Source organism: Streptomyces sp. NBC_01257, from assembly GCF_035917255.1.
Classification (GTDB): domain Bacteria; phylum Actinomycetota; class Actinomycetes; order Streptomycetales; family Streptomycetaceae; genus Streptomyces.
This window is the reverse complement of sequence record NZ_CP108472.1, coordinates 6,900,528-6,922,027: the sequence shown is the minus strand read 5'-3', so window position 1 is coordinate 6,922,027 and position 21,500 is coordinate 6,900,528. Positions and strand designations below refer to the sequence as shown.

Genomic DNA, 21,500 nt, shown 5'->3' with positions numbered 1-21,500 from the left:
CCACGAATGACGAACCACAGAGGAGTTGACGTCGATGAGCGCGTCTCCCGACACGTCCGATACATCTGATACATCTGATACGTCCGACAGGCAGGCAGCGATCCTCGACAAGGTCCGCGCGCTCGGGCCGACGTTGCGCGAACGCGCCCTGGATGCGGAACGCGAGGGCCGCCATTCCGACGAAACCATCGCCGACCTGGACGCCACCGGCGCCTTCGCCATCGGCAGCCCCGCCGAGTTCGGCGGCCACGAACTGACCGTTCGCCAGCAGTTGGACGTCGTCTCCGAGGTCTCCAAGTGGGACGGCTCGGCCGGATGGATCGTGTGGGTCGGCGCCTCCACCAACTGGATCCCCGCCGGTTCCGGCGCCCGCGTCGTCAAGGAGGTCTACGCCCCGGAATGGGTCGGCCCACGAGTCGCTGCCTCCAGTCACTTCCCGGCCTCACGGGGACGTGCGAGGCGGACCGGCGGTGGCTGGATCATCTCCGGCGGCCCCTGGACCTTCGGCAGCGACTCCCTCTGGGCGCCGTACACGAACCTCGGCTGCATCGCCGACGACGGCGAGGGCCCGTACCTGGTCGGCGTTCAGGTTCCGCGCGACGAGCTCAAGTTCCTCGACGACTGGCAGGTCGCCGGCATGCGCGCCACCGGCAGTGTCTCCTCGACGCTGGCGCAGGACGAGCTCTTCGTGCCCGAGCACCGCGTCGTCGACTTCCGTGACGTCACCGGCAGGACGCTGGACAACGGTCTTGAGAGCTCTTTGTGGAAGGCGCCCACGCTCGGCTGGTCGTTCAGCCTCATGGCGGGCATGTCGATCGGGATCGCTCTGGGCGTGCTGGAGCGGTTCCTGGAACGCTCCGCCGGGCGGCCCATCCGCGGCACCACGTACAAGAACCAACTGGAAGCACCCTTGACGCACCTGATGCTCGCCGAGGTGCACTCCAAGATCCAGTCGGCCACGGCGATGACCCGCGCCAACGCCGAGGAGACCGACCGGCTCGGGGCGCTGGCCGCCGCCGGTACACCCGCAGACGGCGAGTACATGCAGAAGTTCAGCGCCCGGGTCCTCCTCGAGACGGCCTACGCGGCCAAGTGGTGCGCGGAGGCCATCGAGTTGCTGCAGAGGAACTCCGGCTCGACCGCGATCATGGAGAGCGAGCCGATCCAGCGGGCCTGGCGCGACGCACGGGTCATCACCCTGCACGGCGCCCTCAATCTCGAGGCCCTCTCCGAGAACTACGGACGGCTGATGGCCGGATCCCAGCCGCACAAGTTCGCGGGGATCACCACCCTCGATCGTTTCGCGCCGCCCCCGGTGACCGAACGGCGCTCGTAGAGAAGGAGGTTAAACGATGAGCAGCGCACCATCGATCCGGGCGGCCGTAGTCGACGCCCCGGGCGCCGCGCCGCGCGTGGGCTCGGTCGTACTGCCGCCGCGCGCCCCCGGTACCACTCTCGTGTCGGTGGTCGCCGCGCCGTTGAACCCGCTGGACCTGGTCATCGCGTCCGGGACGTTCCATTCGGCGCGCCACGAATCCCCGTACGTCCCGGGCAGCGAGTGCGTGGGCGTCGTGCTCGACTCCGACCGGCATCAGCCCGGCTCGTGGGTCTACGCGGAGTGCCACGCCTCGCCGGACACTCCGGGCTCCCTCGCCACGCAGGTGCTCGTCGACGACGATGATGTGCTGCCGTTGCCCGAGGGGATCGATCCGGTGCGGGGCGCGGCCGTCGGCAACTCCGGGACGGCGGCGTTCATGCCTCTGGTCGAGGACGCCGCCCTGCGCACCGGGGAGACGGTCCTCGTGCTGGGGGCCACGGGCGCGGTCGGGCAGCTCGCGGTCCAGGTGGCGCACCGGCGCGGCGCGGGCCGGGTGGTCGGCGTCGCCCGCGACCACGCGGCGCTGGAGCGCCTGCCGGACCTGGGTGCGGACGCCGTCGTCGACCTGCGCGGCGGCGAGAGCGCCGAGGAGCTGGCGGAGCGGCTGCGGGCGGTGGCCGGTCCGGTGGACGTCGTCCTCGACGGTGTCTACGGGGTGCCGCTGGAGGCCGCGTTGCAGGTGTGCGCGCCACGGGCCCGGGTGGTCAACGTCGGCAATCCGGCCGGCGCGACCGCCCTGATACCGGCCGGGCTGCTGCGCGGCAAGCAGCTCACCCTGTCCGGCTTCGCCGGTCTGCACACCCCGCTGCGCGCCAAGCAGGCGGCGCTGACCTGGCTGTGGGACGCCCTCACCCGCGACGAACTGCGGGTCGACGTCCGCACCTTCCCGCTCGACGACCTCCCGTCGGCCTGGCGGACGCAGGCGGTCTCGCCCCACGCCAAGTGCGTCGTCCTGCCCCAGGGCAGCGGACTCCCCGAGCACCCCACCACAGCCCCCACCCGACGAGATCGGAGCACACGTCCGTGACCCACCGCACCCAGACCCGCAGCGGGGAGCCGCGCGCATGACGACGCAACCCGCGCCGCACTCCGGCGCACCGCTGCGGCCGGTCGTCGACGTCGTGGTGATCGGCGGCGGTCCCGTCGGCCTGCTGACCGCCGTCTTCCTCGGCCGGGCCGGGCTGCAGGTGTCCGTCGTGGAACGCTGGCCGCAGCGCTATCCGCTGCCGCGGGCGTGCACGATCGACCACGAGGCGCTCCGCATCCTCCAGGCCGCGGGGCTCATGGCGGACCACGCCGACCTGTTCGAGCCGTCCCAGGGCGAGCGGGGCGGGTACGAGTTCCGCAACGGCGAGGGCGAGTTGCTCCAGGCCATCGACTGGAACAGGATCGCCGAATCGGGGTGGGCCAACACGAACGGCTTCTACCAGCCCGAACTCGAGGCCGTCTTGGAGGACATGGCGCTCGCGACGCCGGGCGTGACGGTCCACCGCGGATGGACTTTCCAGTCCCTGGAGCAGGACCGCGGCAACGAGCAGGTCTCCGTCCAGGTGGCTCCCACCGAGCAGCCGGACGAGACCGAGCGCATCCGGGCACGCTGCCTCGTCGGTGCCGACGGGGCCAACAGCGCCGTCCGTTCCGCGCTCGACATCGGTGTCGGCGACTCGGGGTTCGAGGCCGACTGGCTGGTGGTGGACTACCAGCCGCTGGCCGAGGAGAAGTGGAGCGCCTTCGTCACCCAGTACTGCGACCCGGCGCAGCCCGCGACCGCGGTCAACAGCGGCCCGGGGCGGCGGCGGTTCGAGTTCATGCGCCGCGCGGACATGACCGTAGAAGAACTGGGGCGGGAGAACACGGCCTGGCGGCTCATGGCGCCCTGGGGCGTGACACCGCAGACCGCCCGGCTCGAACGGCACGCCGTGTACACGTTCCGCGGCAGGTGGGCGCACAACTGGCGCGAGGGGAACGTCTTCCTCGCGGGTGACGCCGCCCATCTCATGCCGCCGTTCCTCGGCCAGGGCCTCTGCGCGGGTCTGCGGGACGCGCGCGCCCTGTCGTGGCGGCTCGGCATGGTGCACCACGGCCTCGCGGCACCGGACGTGCTGGACACGTACGGCCCCGAACGCACCGGCCACGTACGGGAGATCATCGACGAGGCGGTGGCCGCGGGCCGTGTCATCTGCGAGCTCGATGCCGACCGGGCCGCAGCCCGTGACGCCGAGATGAAGAGACGCTCGCTCCATCCCGATGCCGCTACGCGGGAGCCCCCGCACCCGCGCCTGGGCGAGCCGTCGTTGACGGTCGACAGCGGGGGTTCCGAGGGGCGTCTCGCGCCCCAGGGACGTATCCAGATCGCCGACTGGGTGGGTCTGTTCGACGATGTCGTCGGCAGTGGCTGGCAGTTGATCAGCCGGGTCGGGGACCCGACCGAGCACCTGGATGACGAGGACACGTCCTGGTTCTGGCAGATCGGCGGCGTGGTCGCAGACGTGTCGGGCGCACGGGCGGTCAAGGATCTTGATGGCGCCTACGAGCGCTGGTTCGCCGCGCACGACTGCGAGGCGTTCCTGGCGCGCCCGGACTTCTACGTGTTCGCGGCCGGCCGGCACAGCGACATCCCGCGCTTCGTCACCCTGCTGCGCCAAGCGCTCACATCCCCTTCCGCGTGAGGACATCGGCTTCCGCATCACGAGATCGACTTCCGCGTGACGAGATCGACGGGGTTCTTCCACAAGGAAATCAAGGAGGATTTCACATGAGAGCGGAGAATTCCGTCGCGTACGCCGAGGCGGCCACGGAACCACCCGACGAGTCGAGAACTGGGTGGCGCACTGCGTTGGCGTCCACGCTCGGTCTCGCATGCGGCCCCAGCGTGCTCGCGGTCACGACGTTCGGGGCGTTCATCGCCCCGCTGCACCGCGAGTTCGGATGGAGCATCCCGGCCATCGGCCTGGCCTCGTCCCTCCTCAGCATCACACTCGTGCTCATCTCCCCCGTACAGGGTCTGCTGGTCGACCGGTTCGGCGGCCGCCGGGTGATCCTGTGCAGCTCTCCGTTCTTCGCGCTGTCCCTCATGGCGATGTACTTCCTGCCCGACAGCCTGCCCGCCTTCTACCTGGGCTGGGTGTTCATCCCGCTGTGCGGCCTGGGTCTGTGGCCGGTGTCCTATCTCCGGCTCACCGCGGGCTGGTTCGAGCGCCGGCTCGGGCTCGCGCTGGGCGTGGCCAACTCCGGCATCGGGATCGGCACGGTGCTCGCCCCGGTCCTCACCACGGTGCTGATCGGCACGTGGGGGTGGCGGGCGGCGTACCTCGGGCTCGGGGTGGTCGCGCTGATCGCGTTCCCGGTCGCGTACTTCCTTCTGGCCGAGCCCCGTCCGCGTACGGAAACGCGTCGGGTCAGTGGCGACACACTGCGGGCCGCGGCAAGGACCCGGCCGTTCTGGCTCGTGCTCGCCGCGTTCGTCCTCCTGGGCACGATCGGTTCGACGGTCCTCGTCCACCAGATCTCGCTCCTCCTGGACGCCGGGATTCCCTCGCACATCGCGAACCTGGTCCCGGTCGCACTCGGGGTCGCGCTCATCGTGGCCAGGCTCGTGACCGGGTGGCTGCTCGACCGCTTCACGGTGTCGCACGTCATGTCGGTCTATCTCGTCGGCGGCATCGCCTCGGTGCTGCTGTTCGCGGCCGGGCCGAACGTGCCGATGGCTCTTCTCGCGGCGGCGCTGTCCGGGTTGCTGATCGGTGCCGAGTTCGACGTCCTCAGCTACCTGATCCCGCGCTACTTCGGGCGTCTCGCCTTCGGCAGGATCTACGGTGTCGCGTTCGCCGTGTTCCAGATCGGCGGGGCGGCCGCGACGTCCCTGGTGAGTGTGAGCCGTGACAGGTACGGCTCCTACAGCCCGGCGATGCTCGTCCTGGCCGTCGCCTGCGCGGTCTGCGCCGTTCTGTTCCTGTGCCTCGGCCCGTACCGGTACGACGGGGCCTCACAGGTGACGATGCCGGAACCGGTCCCCCTCCCAACGCCGAACCTCGCGATTGTCGGGGACCAACCCACGAAGAAGGGCATGGAACATCATGACGGCGACGCCTCACCCGCATGACCCGCATCCGAGCGGTCAGCTCCCCGAAGCGCACCGGCCGCGGCCGGGCGGCTCGTTCGACGCCACAGCGATCACGTTCGCGGCGATGGGCCTCTTCGACGGTCTGAGCGCCGAGCAGCGCGCGCGGGTGCTGCTCCCCCACGACGACTCGGGCCGAACGCACTGGAACTTCCTGCCCGAGTCCGGCCGGCACGGCCTCCCGCTCCGCGAACTCGACCGTCACCAGGAGGGGTTGGCGCACCGCCTGCTCGCCGAGTCGATGTCGATCCCGGCCTACGCCCGCGTGGTCCAGGTGATGTCCAACGAGCACGTCTTGCGCGAACTCAACCTGCCCGTGTTCGGCCATGTCGCGGCCACCCTCCGCGATCCCCGCGGCTACTTCCTCACGTTCTTCGGCCAGCCGCAGCCGGACACCACCTGGGGCTGGCGCCTGGTCGGCCACCACCTGTCCGTCAACGTCACCGTCGTCGACGGCGACCTGGTCAGCGTCACTCCGTTCCTGCTCGGCGCCGAACCCGCCCGGTTCGGCCCGTTCCGCATCCTGGGAGAGGAGGAGGACACGGCCTTCGTCCTCCTCGACGGGCTCACCGCCGCCCAGCAGAAGCAAGCCGTCATCCACTCCCGGCCGCCTGCGGACTTCGTCACCCGCACCGTCTCTGCCGTCGGCGACGTCGAATACCCCGCCTACCACGGCGTCGGCCGCCGCGACGCGATGATCACCGACGACGACCGCAAAGCCCTCGCCTACTTCCGCGCCCACCCCCGCGGCATCCGGGCCGGCGACCTCTCCCCCGCCCAGCGCGCGCACTTCGACGACCTGCTCGCCCACTTCGTCGAGCGCGCCCGCCCGGGCCTGGTCGGCCACGAGATGGACCGCATCGCGGCCGCGGGCGGCGTCGACGAACTGCACTACGCCTGGGCCGGCGGCACCTCCATCGAGCAGCCGCACTACTTCCGCATCCAGGGCCCCGTCACCCTCGTCGAGTTCGACAACGCCGAGGACTACGCGAACCACGTACACAGCGTCTGGCGCGACCCGTCCAACGACTTCGGCGCCGACCTGTTGATCCAGCACCACCTCGAACACGAGCACGGCGGCCCGCCCGCGGAAGACACGGCCTGACCACCGGCGGGATCACCGCCTACGGCACCTCAACAACGACGAAAGAAGAGCTCCGTGGGCATGCCTCCGGAGACCGGAAAGGGAATCTCATGAGAATCGTGGGTGTCAGGCGAGCGCAGGGCGACTCCGGCGTGGAGGTCGCAACCCTGGCCGAACAGGACGACGAGATAACCGTCATCGCCCCACTCGCGGACTTCTGGGCCGACCCGACGAGGTATCTCTCACGGCCGCCCGCCGGGCCGACGGTCCCGGCCGCGTCGGTCGAGCGGGTCCCCCCCGTCCTTCCGGGCGCACGCGTCTTCTGCATCGGGCTGAACTACTACGCGCACGCGGCGGAGGGCAGTTTCCGCGACCAAGAACTGCCGCCGTACCCGACCCTGTTCGCACGGTGGCCGCAGTCCCTGACCGTGGACGGGGCGGAAGTCCCCGTGCCCTCCAACGAGGAGGGCCTGGACTGGGAGGGCGAGGTCGTCGCCTGGGTCGGAGCGCCCCTCGTCGACGCCTCGCCCGAGGAGGCTCTGGCATCGGTTGTCGGATACTCCGCGTTCAACGACCTGACGTCGCGCCGGGCCCAAAAGCTGACCTCTCAGTGGATCCTCGGCAAGAACGGGGACCGGTCCGGCCCGCTCGGCCCGCTCGTGCCCGTCGCCGAGGTCGGCGACCTGAAGCAGGGACTCCGACTGCGGACCCGGGTCAACGGCGAGACCATGCAGGACGCCACCACCGACCAGATGATCTACGCGGTCGGGGACACGCTCTCCCTCATCTCGCACACCCTGACCCTGCGCCCCGGTGACCTCCTCGCGACCGGCACACCGGCGGGCGTCGGCTACAGCCGCACGCCTCCCCAGTTGCTGCAGCCGGGAGACACGGTCGAGGTCGAGGTCGAACGCCTGGGTACGGTCCGGAACACGGTGGTGGGCAACGACCGCCGGTCCGGGCCGGGCGGCCTCAGGTCACATGCCGATCAGCCCGAGGCGCTGACACCTTGAGACGCCATTGACCTGGTGAGACCGGAGAGTGGAGGAGCGCCCCGGACAGCCATGAGACAGTCCGGTCTCGCCATGCCCTTACGCAGGATACGAATGTAATGTTGACACCTTGCCGCCGAGTCGCGGAGCCTAAGGCGTCCACCTCCTCTGCCCGGCGTCCGGGTGATGGGGTCCTCCTCGCCCGCCCGTCCATGCCTGGTCTGAAATGTCGACAGGCTTGCGACGGGCGTCGGCTACCGTTGTGCCCACAACTCGTCCGGTCGGTTCCGAGGAACATCCGAACGCCATGGAGACGCGTGAAAGACCTGCAGCCGATGACAGCACGGTCAGCCGAGGTGGCGAACAAGTTCGCCCGCCCCGACGACGCGGGCAGGGACCATCCTGATGAGATGAGCAGGGCCCATCACGCTCTCCGGCGCGCGATCATGCACGGCGACCTGCGCGCCGGCGACCCGCTGTCCCAGGTCGAACTGGCCCGGCAACTAGGCGTGAGCCGCGGCCCCCTTCGCGAAGCCCTGAGGATCCTGCAACGCGAGGGCTTCGTCGAGCAGGAGTCACAGCACCGCGCCCGCGTGGCGGCGTTCAGCGACGACGACCTGGATGAGCTGTACGCGATGCGGATCAGCCTCGAGTCGCTGGCGATCGGGATCGCCGTCCCGCGCATGACCGAGGACCATCTGCGTCACCTCGACGAGTTGCTGCGGGAGATGGACGAGAGAGCCCGCACGGGAGACGTCGAGCAGTGGGAGTGCCCGCACGAGAAGTTCCATCGCGCGCTGGTGCACCCGTCCGGCCCGCGCCTGGAACGGGAACTCGCCCTGCTGTCGGACCACGCCACGCGCTACCGCATGGCGTTCGTCTCGTGGAACCCTCTCGAATGGCAGGCGGACACGAGCACGCAGCACCACACCATCGCCGAGGCGGTGCAATCTCGTGACGCGAAGGCTGCCTCCCGTGTGCTGGCGACCCATCTGGCTCGCACCGCGCTCGTGGTTCTCTCCATCGCCTCGCCGTCGTACGAACCGGTCCGCATCCGCAAGGCTCTCGCCACCGCGAGTGCCGACTAGCAACCCCGGTTCTTCTCCCTCGTTCTCACCTCCTTCTCGGACGATGAGGGATCCGGACGACCACTTCGTCACCGGCCGGATCGCCACACGGACGACGCCGGTCAGTCCTCGCTGGGCGCCGCAGGGAGCTCGGTCTGGATGAGGGCCATGACGGAGGAGTCGGCGAGGGTGGTGACGTCTCCGACCGCGCGGTTCTCGGCGACGTCGCGCAGGAGGCGGCGCATGATCTTTCCGGAGCGGGTCTTGGGCAGTTCCGCGACGGGGAGGATGCGCTTGGGCTTGGCGATCGGGCCGAGCACGGAGCCCACGTGGTTGCGCAGGTCGGCGACGAGGTTCTCGTCGTCGGCGTTGGCGCTGCCGCGCAGGATGACGAAGGCGACGATGGCCTGTCCGGTGGTCTCGTCGGCGGCGCCGACGACGGCGGCCTCGGCGACGGCCGGGTGCGAGACGAGCGCGGACTCGACCTCGGTGGTCGAGATGTTGTGCCCGGACACGAGCATCACGTCGTCGACGCGGCCGAGGAGCCAGATGTCGCCGTCGTCGTCCTTCTTGGCGCCGTCACCGGCGAAGTACTGGCCCTCGAAGCGGGACCAGTAGGTGTCGATGAACCGCTGGTCGTCGCCCCAGATGGTGCGCAGCATGGAGGGCCACGGCTCGGTGAGGACGAGGTAGCCGCCGCCGTTGGGGACCTCGTGGGCCTCGTCGTCGACGACGGTCGCCGAGATGCCGGGCAGGGCGCGCTGGGCGGAGCCGGGCTTGGTTTCGGTGACGCCCGGCAGCGGCGCGATCATCATGGCGCCGGTCTCGGTCTGCCACCAGGTGTCCACGATGGGCGCCTTGTCGCCGCCGATGTTCTTGCGGTACCAGACCCACGCCTCGGGGTTGATCGGCTCGCCGACCGACCCGAGGACCCGCAGGCTGGTCAGGTCGAACTTGGCGGGGATGTCGTCGCCCCACTTCATGAACGTCCGGATCGCGGTCGGCGCCGTGTAGAGGATCGTGACGCCGTACTTCTGCACGATCTCCCAGAACCGGCCCTGGTGCGGGGTGTCCGGGGTGCCCTCGTAGATGACCTGCGTCGCACCGTTGGAGAGCGGCCCGTACGTGATGTACGAGTGGCCGGTGACCCAGCCGATGTCGGCCGTGCACCAGTAGACGTCGGTCTCCGGCTTGAGGTCGAAGACCGCGTGATGCGTGTACGACGCCTGGGTGAGGTAGCCGCCGGAGGTGTGCAGGATGCCCTTCGGCTTACCCGTCGTGCCCGACGTGTAGAGGATGAACAGCGGGTGCTCGGCGTCGAACGCCTGCGGGGTGTGCTCGGCGGACTGCTTGGCGACGACGTCGTGCCACCACACGTCGCGGCCCTCGGTCCACGCGACATCCTGCCCGGTGCGCTGCACGACGAGGACCTTGTCCACGGATACGCGGGTGAGGGCCTCGTCGACGGCGGGCTTCAGCGCGGAGGGCTTGCCGCGGCGGTAGCCGCCGTCGGAGGTGATGACGACCTTGGCGTCGGCGTCCTCGATGCGCTTGGCGATCGCGTCGGCCGAGAAGCCGCCGAAGACGACCGAGTGCGCGGCGCCGATGCGGGCGCAGGCGAGCATCGAGATGACGGCTTCGGGGATCATCGGCAGGTAGACGGCGACCCGGTCGCCGCTCTGCGCGCCGAGTTCGGTCAGGCGCGTTCGCGGCGCGGCTGACCTCGTCCTTGAGTTCGGCGTAGGTGATGGCGCGGCTGTCGCCGGGCTCGCCCTCGAAGTGGATGGCGACCCGGTCGCCGTTGCCCGCCTCGACGTGCCGGTCGACGCAGTTGTAGGCGACGTTCAGCTTGCCGTCGGCGAACCACTTCGCGAACGGCGGGTTCGACCAGTCAAGGGTCTCGGTCGGCTCGCTGGCCCAGGTGAGGCGGCGGGCCTGCTCGGCCCAGAAACCGAGCCGGTCAGCCGTGGCCTGCTCGTACGCCTCCGCCGTGACGTTGGCGTTCGCGGCCAGGTCAGCCGGCGGCGCGAAGCGTCGCTCTTCCTTCAGAAGATTGGCGAACGAGGCACCGCCGTCGACTGCTCCACCTTCGCGTGATTCAGACATGTCCACTCTCTTCCTTGAGTCGTGGCGCACGGGCGCCTCTGCACGCGGGACGCCTGGCCCCACGATGCAGCCCTGCGCTCTGGTCGATGTGCTGTTCCGTGTTGGCGCTCAGGACGTGGCGAGTTCGGCCTGAGAGGCGTCCACCGTGCCGGACCCGGCGACCACCTTGGAGCGGGAGCCCGTGGTACGCCTGCCGCGCCGGTCCGCGAGCAGGGCGAGGCCGACTCCGATGACGACCCAGACCGTCAGGACCAGGGCGGGCAGACCGCCGCCCGTGCCGTCGAAGAAGGCGTTGGCCCGCAGAAGGCTGCCCGAGGCCCCCGGCGGAAGCAGCTGGCCGACGGTGCCCCAGCCGTCGGGCAGCCAGTGCGGCCCTGTGGCCAGGCCCGAGAGGGGGTTGCCGAGCAGCATCATGAGGGCGCCGCCGAAGGCGAAGCCGGCCATGCCGAACCGGGCCTGGAGGCCGAGGAGCGTCGTGGACAGAGCCGCCATGCCGAGGATGACCCCGAGCGCGGTGAGCCCGTAGTTTCCTTCGATCGAGTGCGTGCCGAACTGGAGGACGGCGGCGATGGCCGCGCCCGCCACGACGGAGAAGGTCAGCGCTCCCGCGAGACGGACCCGCAGCCCGCGATGGCCGGGGAAGACGTTGCCGAGAATCAGGGCGGGGAAGATCCCGCCGAAGATCATGGGCATCAGTGCCGCGGTCAGCCCCGCGCCCCGGGGGTCGTCGTCAGTGAAGGGCACCAGGTCGTGGACGCTGGCCTGCGTCTTGTTCTGGTCGGCGACGCCGTCGCCCAACGCGGTGATGGCGCTGGTGGCCGAGGGGCCGCCGGCGGTGGCGGTGTAGACGTCGACGCCCTGAGCCGTGATCGCGAGACCGCCCGCGATGTCGCCTCCCCTGACAGCCGTCTCGACGGCGCCGGAAGTCTCGTACACACGGACGTCCCACTCGGGTCCGTCAACGTTGTCCCGAAGCGCCTCGGCCGCCTCCCCGGGCCCGGTGACACCTAGGGGTACATGGTGCGGGCCGCTGTTCAGCGAGGGCAGCGCGAAGGCGCACAGCATCGCGGCTATGAGGGCCGCCAGGGCGAGGACCACGAGGGTCAGCTTGCGTCCCGTACCGGGCGGAGTGGCGTGGTGCGTCATGGAGAGGTCTTTCTTTGCTGGGCGCCGTCCGCTGCAAGGGGGCAGAGCCCCTTGCAGCGGACGGGGTGGTGAAGAAGGTCGGCCCGGCGTTGAGAGCCTGAGGCCGCGTGCGCCGGAACGCCAACGTGGATCGCTCTGGCATGTCGGGCGGCTGCGACTTCATCGAGGCCGGAGCCGCCCGGCATCCGGCCGACGACGTCAACCGGCGGTGAGCGCCACCCGCATCTGTCAGGCGTGGGCCTCTGCCGCGGCGACGATCCAGTTCCGGAACTCGACGGCGTAGTGCCGCAGGTGGTGGTCCAGGACGTCCTGCGGGCAGGACGTGGGGAAGTAGACCGTCAGGTTCGCGGTGAACCCTTCGGCGGTGTCGCCGAACTGGATCAGCGCCCGCCCGACGACGGTGCCGTCCTCCAGGAAGAGGTTCGAGGACATCTTGCGCGGAAACTCCGACTCCGGAAGGAGTTCAGCCGCGTCGTCGGCCCAGGCCATCGCGGCCGTGCCCCAGCCACCCATGTAGAACGAGGCGACGTGCGGGCCGATGTTCTCCACCACGCGCGCGCCGATGTCGTCGGTGCCCATCACGTAGTGCTCGGGGTGCGCAGCGAGCAGCGGGCGGGGGTCGTCGCCCGCGAAGGCCGCGTCCATCCACTCGAGGAACTCGGCCGAGGCCAGGCCCCGCGCCTGGAGCACCGTCGTACCGCCGCGGAACTCACCGTCGGAGGTGCGCGCGCACTCCCGCAGGAAGGCGTTTCCCTCCTCGATGTCCGCCGCCAGCAGATCCAGCAGGCCCTGGCGGCCCAGTCGCGTCCTGAAGCGGTCCAGGGCACGGCGGGCGTAGAACAGCTCGAAGTCGTCGATGCCGCCGGCGCCGGTCGGCCCGGACTCGAGCGTCACGGTCACAGCCGGGGAAGTCTGCTTGTCGGTCATGGTCGAACCTCCAGTATTATGCGAATGTAAATTCACATTCGCGTTACGAGGTTACGCAGAGAGGCCCACCCCTTGTCAACAGTTCCTGCCGAAACCCCCGCCGATACGATGCGGACATGACCGACCAGCACGACTGCCCGGCGCCGTACAAGGAGCCTCAGCAGGCACGCAGCGCCGCGACCCTGGCCCGCGTACTGCGCGCGGCCGAGGACATCGCCTCCTCTGCCGGCCTGGAGGAGATGACGATGACCGGCGTCGCGGAACGCGCCGGCGTCTCGGTCGGCACGATCTACCGCCGCTTTGAGGACAAGGAGCAGCTGATCAACGCGCTCACCGAGCGGATGCTGGACCGGCGTGAGGAGTACGTGGCCGAGCGGCTCCGTGAGGCCGAGCCGTCACTGTCCGGCGTCATGGACGCCTACGCGCACGCGCTGCTGCGGTCCTTCGCCGACAGCAACAACCTGTTCCCCGAGCTGCTGCGCGCGCGAGGTGCCAAGGTCACGGACCGCGGCGCCCGCACCATCACTGTGGTCCACGGGCTCCTGCTCGAAGCGGCGGCTCCCTACGCGGACCAGATCCGCCGCTCCGACCCGCAGGCGGCGCTGGACACCGCGGCCCGCGCCCTCCTCGGCGCCTGTTTCCACAACTCCGTACGCCCCGACCCGGCGACCGGCGAGACGGCCCAGCGCCGCTACGCGGACGAACTCAGCGACATGGCGCTCGCCTACCTCCTCACGCCCGACCGCCGGACCTGAGTCCCGGGCTCACAGCCAGCGGCGCCACTTGAAGACGCCCCACAGGCCCACACCGAAGCCGATCATCAGCGCGACGGCGAGCGGGTATCCCCATGTCCAGTGGAGCTCCGGCATGTGGTCGAAGTTCATGCCGTAGATGGAGGCGATCAGGGTCGGGGTGAACAGGATCGCCGCCCACGACGAGATCTTCTTGACCTGCTCGCCCTGCTCGATGGTCTCCTCCGCGAGGCGGCGGCTCTCCTCGCCCTGGGCGAGGCTCGCGCTCGACATGCGCCGCATGGCCTCGTTCTGGTCCATCGTCACGAGCGTGGAGTGGACGGTCAGCGCGTTCTCCAGCAGGGACCTGGCCCCGTCGACGCGTTCCGTCACCCGGATCGTATGGTCGAGGACGTTGCGCAACCGGTTCTGCACCTCGTCGCCCGTGCCGTACCGGTCGGCGCCGCGAAGCAGTCCCCGCACCATGTCCGGGAGCGATCCGATCGCGCGCTGGAGGGCGATCACCTGCGCGAGCAGCCGGTAGATCCGCTCCGAGAGCGCGGGATCCGCGTTCCCCTCGCCGAACAGGCTGTCCTCCACCTCATCGATGTCGTTCATCAGCCCGGCGGCGACGGGCGCGTAGCCGTCGACGATGACGTCGAGGAACGCCGTGAGCATCGCCTCGGGCCCCTTGGCGAGGAACTCCGGGTCTGCTTCGAGAGCTTCGCGGGCAGCGGACAGGTCCGGCACAGCATCGTGCCGGACGGTGATGACGAACTGCGGCCCGACGAAGAGATGGACCTCACCGAAGTCGACGCTCTCGCGCCGGTCGTCGTACGAGGCGGGGCGCAGCACGACGAACATCGTGTCGCCGTAGCGTTCGAGCTTCGCGCGCTGATGCCCCTTGTGCGCATCCTCGACTGCCAGGGGGTGCAGACCGAACCGGGCCGCCGCAGTCTCCAGTTCCTCCGGGCCGGGGTCCATCAGCCCGATCCAGGCCACTCCCCCCGAGCGCTCCAGATCGTCGGCGGCGTCCTCCAGGTCGGAGGGGCACGTGGCACGTCGCCCTTCGACATACATGCGGCCGTCGATCGCTGTCATGGGCCCGTCCCCTCGTCGTCGCTGGGCTACGGCGTCGGGACCAGCACGCTCTGCACGGCGGGCCCGACGAGCATGATCAGCTTCTCACGCTCCGCCTCGGCGAGCGTGTGGACGCCGACCACTCCGCGCCCCACCACGAGGCCGACAAGCATCGACGAGACGATCCCCGCGCGGAGCATCGCGTCGCCGTCGACGGCATCCGCATCGGCGTCCGCATCGGCGTCCGCGCCCTCGCCCGCGTCGGCATTGCGCGAGCTGACAGCAGCGGCGAAGAAACGTTCCTGGATGAACTCGCGCAGTTGCTCGTTCGCCTGCTCGTTGACGATGGCGCCCCGGAGCATCGCCATGAGCGGCTCGGACGTCCTGGCGTCTCCCTCCCACACGTCGAGGAAAGCCCGGACCACGCGTTCGCCAAGGCCGTCGTCCGTCCCCTCGAACGCGTCACTGAAGTGCGTCAACGCGTCCGCAGGAACGGCCATGACGGCGGCGAACAGCTCGTTCTTCGACCGGAAGAACTGCATCACCAGCGACGCGTCCACCCCGGCGTCGCCCGCGACCCGCCGGATCGTGGTCCCTGTGAAGCCGTCGGCCGCGAAACGGGCGCGGGCCGCGGTGAGGATCGCCTGCCGGGTCGTGCTCGTTCCCGGCCGACGTCCGGGGCGGGCGGCGGAGGCGGGACTCGTGTGCGCGGTCATGCCCCAAAACTACCTCCAGGTCAAGGAACTCAACATCAGTTGAGTTTCTCTTGCGGCGGACCTACGCTCGAAATGTCGGCAGAGCCGCATGTCGGCGGAGCCCGTCCCCCGGACGGAAAGATGCGAGGAGCGCACCATGAGTGACGGCCAGAAGGTATTCACGCCCTCCCAGCCCCTGGAGCCGGGCGCCCGGTACGGGATCCTGAGCGACTTCGAACCCGGGACGCGGACGCTGGAGGCGGGTTTTCAGATCGCGCCGCCGTTCAAGCCGCTGCCTGTTGACATCGTGCTCGACAAGGACGTAGCGGTGACGCTCCGCGACGGCGTCACGATCTACGTGGATGTCTTCCGCCCTGCCGGGACCGAGCGGGTACCGGTCATCGTGGCGTGGAGCCCTTACGGCAAGGGGCAGGGCTCGTCCGCCAGCGTGATGGGCATCTTCGGGATGGTCGGACTCGATAACGCGATCGTGTCCGGGCTGGAGAAGTTCGAAGGACCCGACCCCGCCTACTGGTGCGCGCGGGGCTACGCGATCTGCAACCCGGACATCCGGGGCGTGGCCAACTCCGAGGGCGACAGCGTCATTTGGGACCGCCAGGAGGGCCTTGACTGCTACGACCTCATCGAGTGGCTGGGTGTCCAGGACTGGTGCACCGGCAAGGTCGCGATGAGCGGAACCTCGTACCTCGCGGTCTCGCAGTGGTTCACCGCGGCCGAGCAGCCGCCGCACCTGGCGGCGATCAACCCGTGGGAGGGCGTCAGCGACGTCTACCGCGACCTGGTGCTGCGCGGCGGCATGCCGGACACCGGCTTCGCCCGGCAGCTCCAGGACAACAGCTACTTCGGCAAGGGCCAGAAGGAGGACATCCTCACGGAGGCCGAGCGCCACCCGCTGATGGACGGCCTGTGGGAGAACAAGATCCCGCAGTTCGAGAACATCACCGTGCCCGCGTACGTCGTCGCCAGCTACTCCAACACCCTCCACACAGCCGGTACGTTCCGCGCCTGGCGGCGAATGGCCTCCGAGGACAAGTGGCTGCGCGTCCACAACAGCCAGGAATGGCCCGACTACTACGACGAGGCCAACGTCGAGGACCTGCGCCGCTTCTTCGACCACACCCTCAAGGGCGAGGACAACGGGTGGGAGCAGACGCCCCGCGTGCGCTACTCCCTCCTCGACCTCCAGGGCGGCGACCAGATCAACGTCCCGGCGGACCAGTTCCCGCCGGCCGACGTCACGTCGACGAAGTACTACCTCGACGGACGCACCCGGACCCTGGCGACGACGGCGCCCGACGCCGAGGCGACGGCGGGGTACGCCGTCGCGTCCCACCCGGACCTGGTGTCCTTCGTGACGCGCTTCGACGAGGAGACCACGCTGGTCGGCTACCCCAAGGCACACCTGTGGGTCGAGGCGGACGGCTCGGACGACATGGACCTGTTCGTCCTCGTCCAGAAGCTCGACGCGTACGGCACCCCACTGCAGGCGTTTACCGCGCTCAACCAGGGCGCACTGGCCCAGGACGTCACCGAGCGGGGCGCCTCGATCCTGCGCTACAAGGGCTCCGACGGCCGACTGCGCGTCTCGATGCGCCACCTGGACAAGGCCCTGGCCACCGACGACGTCCCCGCCCACACCTTCGACCGGGTCGAGAAGCTCTCACCCGGCGAGGTCGTCGATGTCGAGATCGACCTGCTCCCGGTCGGGCTCACCTTCCACCCGGGCGAGCAACTCCGCTTCCTCATCAGCGGCCGGTCACTGCTAGGCACGATGATGCCCGGCATCCGCGAGTACGAGCCTGCCAACAGCGGCCGGCACGTCATCCACACCGGCGGCGACCGCGCGTCGTACCTGCAGCTTCCGGTCAAGACGGCGTGACCCGGGCGGTCCGCCCCGCCTCCACCCGAGGGCGGGGCGGGTCGGCCGATGCACGCACCTTCGGCCCAGTCTCAGGGACGGACCAACGCGCGGACCGGACCAGCGAGTTCGTCGGGGCGGCTGAGCGTCATCACCTCTACGTCGGCCGCTATGTCGCGCAGGGGCAGGTAGACGAGATCAGGCAGTCCGATGCGTTCCGTGGCGGCCGGGACGACGGCCACGCCGACGCCCGCACGAGCGCGCCGAGGGCGCCCGTCATCCGGCGGACGCGCGCCCGCTGCTCCCACCCCAGCCCCCCCAGCCGGTCGAGCACGCTGTCGTCGGCCACGTACACGACGAGGTTCTGCCTCTCCAGGTCGGCGGGAGAGATCGAGGCGGCAGCCAAGGGGGATCGTGGCGTACGTGGGAACCCGATCCGTACCGCACCGGTCTCGCCTCTGAGCAGCGAAACGAGCTCCACATGGTGTACCCGCCCCAGTCCCGAAACCAGGTCGAGGAGTCTCACCCGAACCAGAAAACTCCAGGTCAGACGGCCTTTTCCGCTGGCTCCAAGACAGCTACACACTCAACGTGCGACGTCATCGGAAAGATGTCGGCCTGGGAGAGTCTCGGAAAAGCCCAGTTCAGAGCCCCTTTTTTGGGCTCTCGGTACCGCGAACTGGCGCCCAGAGCGTCAAACGAGCGTCATGACTAACAGTCCATTCCTCCCCCTCGGGACGGAACAGGTTGCCACGGTTAGGCCCTCTGCACGAGCCCTCGGATCATTGATCGCCAGGGCATTGGTGGACTACCACCTCGCGAGGGCAAGGACACCGGCATCATGACCCCCTACAGGATCCAAGCGAAGGCGACGTTGGAAGCCTTGCGGAACGCGGAGAGCGACGGCCGCCCGCTCGCGAAGATGGACACGGCTCACCGCGTCCAGGGGCCCCGCAAAACCGGCGCGGTCAGGGACCGGTAGGTCTTGCCCTGGCGACAGCGGGCACCTCCTGCCACCGGGACAACCAGTACGGGGGCGCTAGGAAATCCGCGAGTCCGCGGTGCACCCGCCATCCAACTGCCGTATGAGGGGCGATACGCAGCTGCGATCCGCAGGGGTTCGCGGATACGTAGTGGGCGAGCGTCAAGCAGGCGGGTTGGATCAGGGCCGATGAAGCGTGCCGCAGCCTAGTGTCCTGAGTCGTTAGTTCGCGTGCGGTTGTAGAGTGTGGCGATGCCTGGTCCGAAGCCGTTGTCGCTGGAGCTATCCGATCACGAACGCAGGGTGCTGCGGGGCTGGTTACGCAAGCAGACGGCGTCGCAGGCACTGGTGCTGCGGTCGAGGATTGTGCTGGCGTGTGCAGAGGGCCGGTCGAACGCGCGGGTCGCGGACGACCTGGGTGTCTCGCGGGAGACGGTGCGCAAGTGGCGGTCCCGGTTCGCCGCGGACCGGCTGGAGGGTCTGGTGGACCGGCCGCGTTCGGGTGCACCGCGGAAGATCACGGATGAGCAGGTCGAAGCCTTGGTCGCCAGGACGCTGGGCCAGAGCCCACCAACAGGCGATTCGCACTGGTCGACACGTTCGATGGCCCAGGCCCAGGGCATGTCGCAGTCGGCCGTCTCGCGGATCTGGCGGGCGTTCGGCCTCAAGCCCCACATCGTGGAGACGTGGAAGCTGTCGACCGATCCGCAGTTCGTGACCAAGGTCCGTGACGTGGTGGGCATTTACCTGTCGCCGCCGGAGAACGCGCTGGTCCTGGCAGTGGACGAGAAGTCGCAGATCCAGGCCCTGGACCGAACCCAGCCCGTCCTGCCGATGGCACCGACTACGCCGGCGAAGATGACGCACGACTACGTCCGGCACGGCACGACCAGCCTGTTCGCCGCCCTCGACATCGCCTCCGGATCAGTCATAGCCCAGCACTACCGCCGCCACCGCCACCAGGAGTTCCTCCGCTTCCTGAAGGTCATCGACGCCGCCGCCGTTCCCAAGGACCTCGAACTTCACCTGGTCCTGGACAACTACGCCACCCACAAGACCGAACCGGTCAAGAAGTGGCTGCTGCGGCACCCCCGCTTCCACCTGCACTTCACCCCCACCTCGGCGTCCTGGCTCAACCTCGTCGAGCGCTGGTTCGCCGAGCTGACCTCCCGCAAACTCCGCCGCTCGGCCCACCGCAGCGTCATCGAACTCGAACGCGACATCCGCCGCTGGATCAACGAGTGGAACAAGAACCCCAAGCCGTTCGTCTGGACGAAGACCGCCGACGACATCCTCGACACACTCGCCGCATACTGCACACGAATTAACGACTCAGGACACTAGTGGGTGTACAGATTGGCTACTCCGCTGCGCAGCCATACATCGTATTCCTGAGTCCGGTGGACTCCGACGATCCGATCCAGATGCTCCTCGAACGCCAGCTCGACCGGACCCAGCCCCGTACAGGAAAGCATCAGGGCTCCGTCTGCGCGCGGAGCAAGGTGCACGCACCCGATCCCGGGATTCCGCGCATTGCTTGCCCGGGACAGAGCAGCTTCGGAGAAACCACCCGCGGCGTAGAGCACTCCGCGGTCACAACCGACGTCGAGCAGTTTGCCAACGAACTCGTCAATGGTCCCGATGCTTACCGGCCGCTTGTATCGCTTGGCTTCGATGGCAATCGTGATGCCTTGGCCGACAACCTGCCCGCACACCAAGGCGTCGAGTTGGCGCGTGGCCCCGCTGACCAGGCCGGCCACATGGGCGTCCGGTTCAACAGTGGCGCCTGAATCGAGGCTCTCGACGAGTTCGGCGACTTCTTGCTCGAAGTGCTGCCACGGCTCCTGCTTCTTGCATCGAATCTGACCGCTCTGGCTCCCCACTCCCTGTCGCCTCACCGCCGCATGCTAGCCCGATTTTCGCCACCTCGGGACTGCTGCCACCGCATCTACAACGGCCAGGCCCGCTGGCCGGCTAAGGGGCTGCAGATGATTAACACGTCGTCTTGATCTTGTTTGTTTGGGCGAGGACCCGGGCTCGGAGGGCTGCAAGGGCGACGGGTGGCGTCGTTGCGGGTGGGATGTCGACGTCGTGAGCCTCGAATAGTTTCCTGTTCTTCAGGAGGGTGCGGTGCATCGCGGTGCGGCTGCTGCCGAACAGTACGGCCAAAGGCTCCGCGGCCAGGGCGACCCGCAGATGAAGCACGGTAGCCAGGACCTGCTCGGAGACTGCGAGCCGGGGTGGGCGGCCGCGTCGGGCATCGCCGTCGGGGTTCAAAGATTGTGTGAGGGAGTCCAGTTGTTGACGGGACATCCCGGTCAGGGCCGGATCCGACAGCACGGCCGTGTCCCACTGCGGGGCCGGCGCCTGCGGGGCGCGGGCCGCCGGGATGATGGGGCATGGCTGCGGGTGCAGGGCATAGTTCCATTCGCCATGGAAGGCGTGCCGGGTCAGCGGCATCGCTGCCATCTCCGCGTCACCGATACGGACTCCGGTGGGATAGGTGTTGGTGTCGAGTGCGGCCTTCACACGCAGTCCGGTGCGGGTGGTGGTTGCGGCGATGGACTGGACGATGACTTCGTGGCTGGTCAGCGGGCGTCCGCGCCAGTTCATGGTGATGTGGGAGAAGAGCCGGTGCTCGATCTTGTTCCACTTCGACGTGCCGGGTGGCAGATGACACACGGTGATGGTCAGTCCCGTTTCGGAGGCGAGCCGGGCCAGTTCGAGTTTCCAGGCCCGGGTGCGGTAGCCGTTCGAGCCGCCCGCGTCTGCGGTGATCAGCAGCCGTGCTGCCTGCGGGTAGGCGTCCTGGCCCTGGCCGTGCCACCAGCGACGGATCGACTCGACCGCGAACGCGGCGGTGTCATGATCGGTGCCGACGTTGACCCAGCCGATGTTCGCCTCGATGTCGTAGACCCCATAGGGGACGGCCTTGCCCAGCTGCGGGTCGGCGAAGTCGTGGACGTCCACCAGCACCGGATCACCCGCCGGCCGCCACTGACGGCCGCCGTTCTTGAACTCTCCGACGAGCTCCTTCTTCTTGGTGTCCACGCTGATCACCGGCTGGCCGGCGTCCCGGTGCTCGCGGACCTGTTCGTTGAGATAGCGGAACTGGGCGTCACGATCCGGGTGCCCGCCGCCCTCCAGGGTTTTGACGTTGGCCTGCAGACTGAAGCCTTCCTCCCGCAGCAGATCGGCGACGGTGTCGGCGCTGACCTTATGCCCGGCCCGGGCCAGCTCCCGGGCAAGGATGCGTGTCGACTTCACCGTCCACCGCAGCGGCGACATCGGGTTGTCCCGTAAATGATCTTCC

General features: G+C 69.1%; 16 protein-coding genes and 2 pseudogenes. 10 read left to right on the top strand and 8 right to left on the bottom strand.

Translation table 11 applies throughout. The features are described from left to right. Window positions 1–34 precede the first annotated feature (34 nt). The 7 genes from OG408_RS30210 (at window position 35) to OG408_RS30180 (ending at window position 8,662) form a co-directional block, all read left to right on the top strand. The gene (locus OG408_RS30210) at window positions 35–1,336 is read left to right on the top strand and encodes an acyl-CoA dehydrogenase family protein (protein WP_326673004.1); all 1,302 of its coding nucleotides are present in this window, start codon (window positions 35–37) and stop codon (window positions 1,334–1,336) included. A gap of 16 nt (window positions 1,337–1,352) precedes the next feature. After that, entirely contained in the window at window positions 1,353–2,405 is a 1,053-nt protein-coding gene (locus OG408_RS30205; protein WP_326673002.1) for a quinone oxidoreductase family protein, read from the top strand. A gap of 37 nt (window positions 2,406–2,442) precedes the next feature. After that, entirely contained in the window at window positions 2,443–4,047 is a 1,605-nt protein-coding gene (locus OG408_RS30200; RefSeq protein WP_326673000.1) for a bifunctional 3-(3-hydroxy-phenyl)propionate/3-hydroxycinnamic acid hydroxylase, read from the top strand. Between the two features lie 86 nt (window positions 4,048–4,133). Further along, window positions 4,134–5,480, top strand: a complete 1,347-nt coding sequence (locus tag OG408_RS30195) for an MFS transporter (RefSeq protein WP_326672998.1) — start codon at window positions 4,134–4,136, stop codon at window positions 5,478–5,480. Then, window positions 5,455–6,603: a DUF3500 domain-containing protein gene (locus OG408_RS30190; protein ID WP_326672997.1), complete on the top strand. Its 1,149-nt coding sequence runs from the start codon at window positions 5,455–5,457 to the stop codon at window positions 6,601–6,603. Before OG408_RS30195 ends, OG408_RS30190 begins: the two co-directional genes overlap by 26 nt. Window positions 6,604–6,692: 89 nt before the next feature. After that, the gene (locus tag OG408_RS30185) at window positions 6,693–7,595 is read left to right on the top strand and encodes a fumarylacetoacetate hydrolase family protein (RefSeq protein ID WP_371633710.1); all 903 of its coding nucleotides are present in this window, start codon (window positions 6,693–6,695) and stop codon (window positions 7,593–7,595) included. A 314-nt stretch (window positions 7,596–7,909) separates the two neighbouring features. Beyond that, window positions 7,910–8,662: a GntR family transcriptional regulator gene (locus OG408_RS30180; RefSeq protein ID WP_326672993.1), complete on the top strand. Its 753-nt coding sequence runs from the start codon at window positions 7,910–7,912 to the stop codon at window positions 8,660–8,662. Between the two features lie 101 nt (window positions 8,663–8,763). Here the strand turns inward: OG408_RS30180 and acs are convergent. The 3 genes and pseudogenes from acs to OG408_RS30165 form a co-directional block, all read right to left on the bottom strand. After that, a pseudogene (acs, locus tag OG408_RS30175) lies at window positions 8,764–10,747 on the bottom strand (acetate--CoA ligase). A gap of 108 nt (window positions 10,748–10,855) precedes the next feature. Further along, a complete protein-coding gene (locus OG408_RS30170) occupies window positions 10,856–11,893 on the bottom strand; it encodes a hypothetical protein (protein WP_326672992.1) in 1,038 nt (345 codons plus the stop codon). Window positions 11,894–12,121: 228 nt separating this feature from the next. Beyond that, window positions 12,122–12,820 (bottom strand): hypothetical protein, encoded by a 699-nt coding sequence (locus tag OG408_RS30165; RefSeq protein ID WP_326672991.1) that lies wholly within the window; start codon window positions 12,818–12,820, stop codon window positions 12,122–12,124. 116 nt (window positions 12,821–12,936) lie between these two features. Between OG408_RS30165 and OG408_RS30160 the strand changes: the two genes are divergently transcribed. Then, window positions 12,937–13,575: a TetR/AcrR family transcriptional regulator gene (locus tag OG408_RS30160; protein WP_326672989.1), complete on the top strand. Its 639-nt coding sequence runs from the start codon at window positions 12,937–12,939 to the stop codon at window positions 13,573–13,575. A gap of 9 nt (window positions 13,576–13,584) precedes the next feature. Here OG408_RS30160 and OG408_RS30155 read toward each other — a convergent pair whose 3' ends face one another. Both OG408_RS30155 and OG408_RS30150 read right to left on the bottom strand, forming a co-directional pair. Further along, window positions 13,585–14,652 carry a magnesium and cobalt transport protein CorA gene (locus tag OG408_RS30155; protein WP_326672987.1) on the bottom strand — a complete coding sequence of 356 codons (1,068 nt, stop codon included), beginning with the start codon at window positions 14,650–14,652 and terminating at the stop codon, window positions 13,585–13,587. A 26-nt stretch (window positions 14,653–14,678) separates the two neighbouring features. Then, window positions 14,679–15,347, bottom strand: a complete 669-nt coding sequence (locus tag OG408_RS30150) for a TetR/AcrR family transcriptional regulator (RefSeq protein ID WP_326672985.1) — start codon at window positions 15,345–15,347, stop codon at window positions 14,679–14,681. A 136-nt stretch (window positions 15,348–15,483) separates the two neighbouring features. On the opposite strand from OG408_RS30150, the gene OG408_RS30145 reads away from it, so the two are divergent. Continuing rightward, window positions 15,484–17,226 (top strand): CocE/NonD family hydrolase, encoded by a 1,743-nt coding sequence (locus OG408_RS30145; RefSeq protein ID WP_326672983.1) that lies wholly within the window; start codon window positions 15,484–15,486, stop codon window positions 17,224–17,226. A 71-nt stretch (window positions 17,227–17,297) separates the two neighbouring features. Here the strand turns inward: OG408_RS30145 and OG408_RS30140 are convergent, their stop codons facing one another. Beyond that, window positions 17,298–17,447 carry a hypothetical protein gene (locus tag OG408_RS30140; RefSeq protein ID WP_326672981.1) on the bottom strand — a complete coding sequence of 50 codons (150 nt, stop codon included), beginning with the start codon at window positions 17,445–17,447 and terminating at the stop codon, window positions 17,298–17,300. Between the two features lie 992 nt (window positions 17,448–18,439). Between OG408_RS30140 and OG408_RS30135 the strand changes: the two genes are divergently transcribed. Then, on the top strand, window positions 18,440–19,531 hold the full coding sequence (locus tag OG408_RS30135) for an IS630 family transposase (RefSeq protein WP_326672979.1): 1,092 nt from the start codon (window positions 18,440–18,442) through the stop codon (window positions 19,529–19,531). Here the strand turns inward: OG408_RS30135 and OG408_RS30130 are convergent. Next, window positions 19,528–20,070, bottom strand: a complete 543-nt coding sequence (locus tag OG408_RS30130; RefSeq protein WP_326672977.1) for a restriction endonuclease — start codon at window positions 20,068–20,070, stop codon at window positions 19,528–19,530. The genes OG408_RS30135 and OG408_RS30130 overlap by 4 nt on opposite strands. 109 nt (window positions 20,071–20,179) lie before the next feature. Next, window positions 20,180–21,487 (bottom strand): annotated as a pseudogene (locus OG408_RS30125) (ISAzo13 family transposase); the annotation flags it as partial. Between the last annotated feature and the right edge of the window lie 13 nt (window positions 21,488–21,500).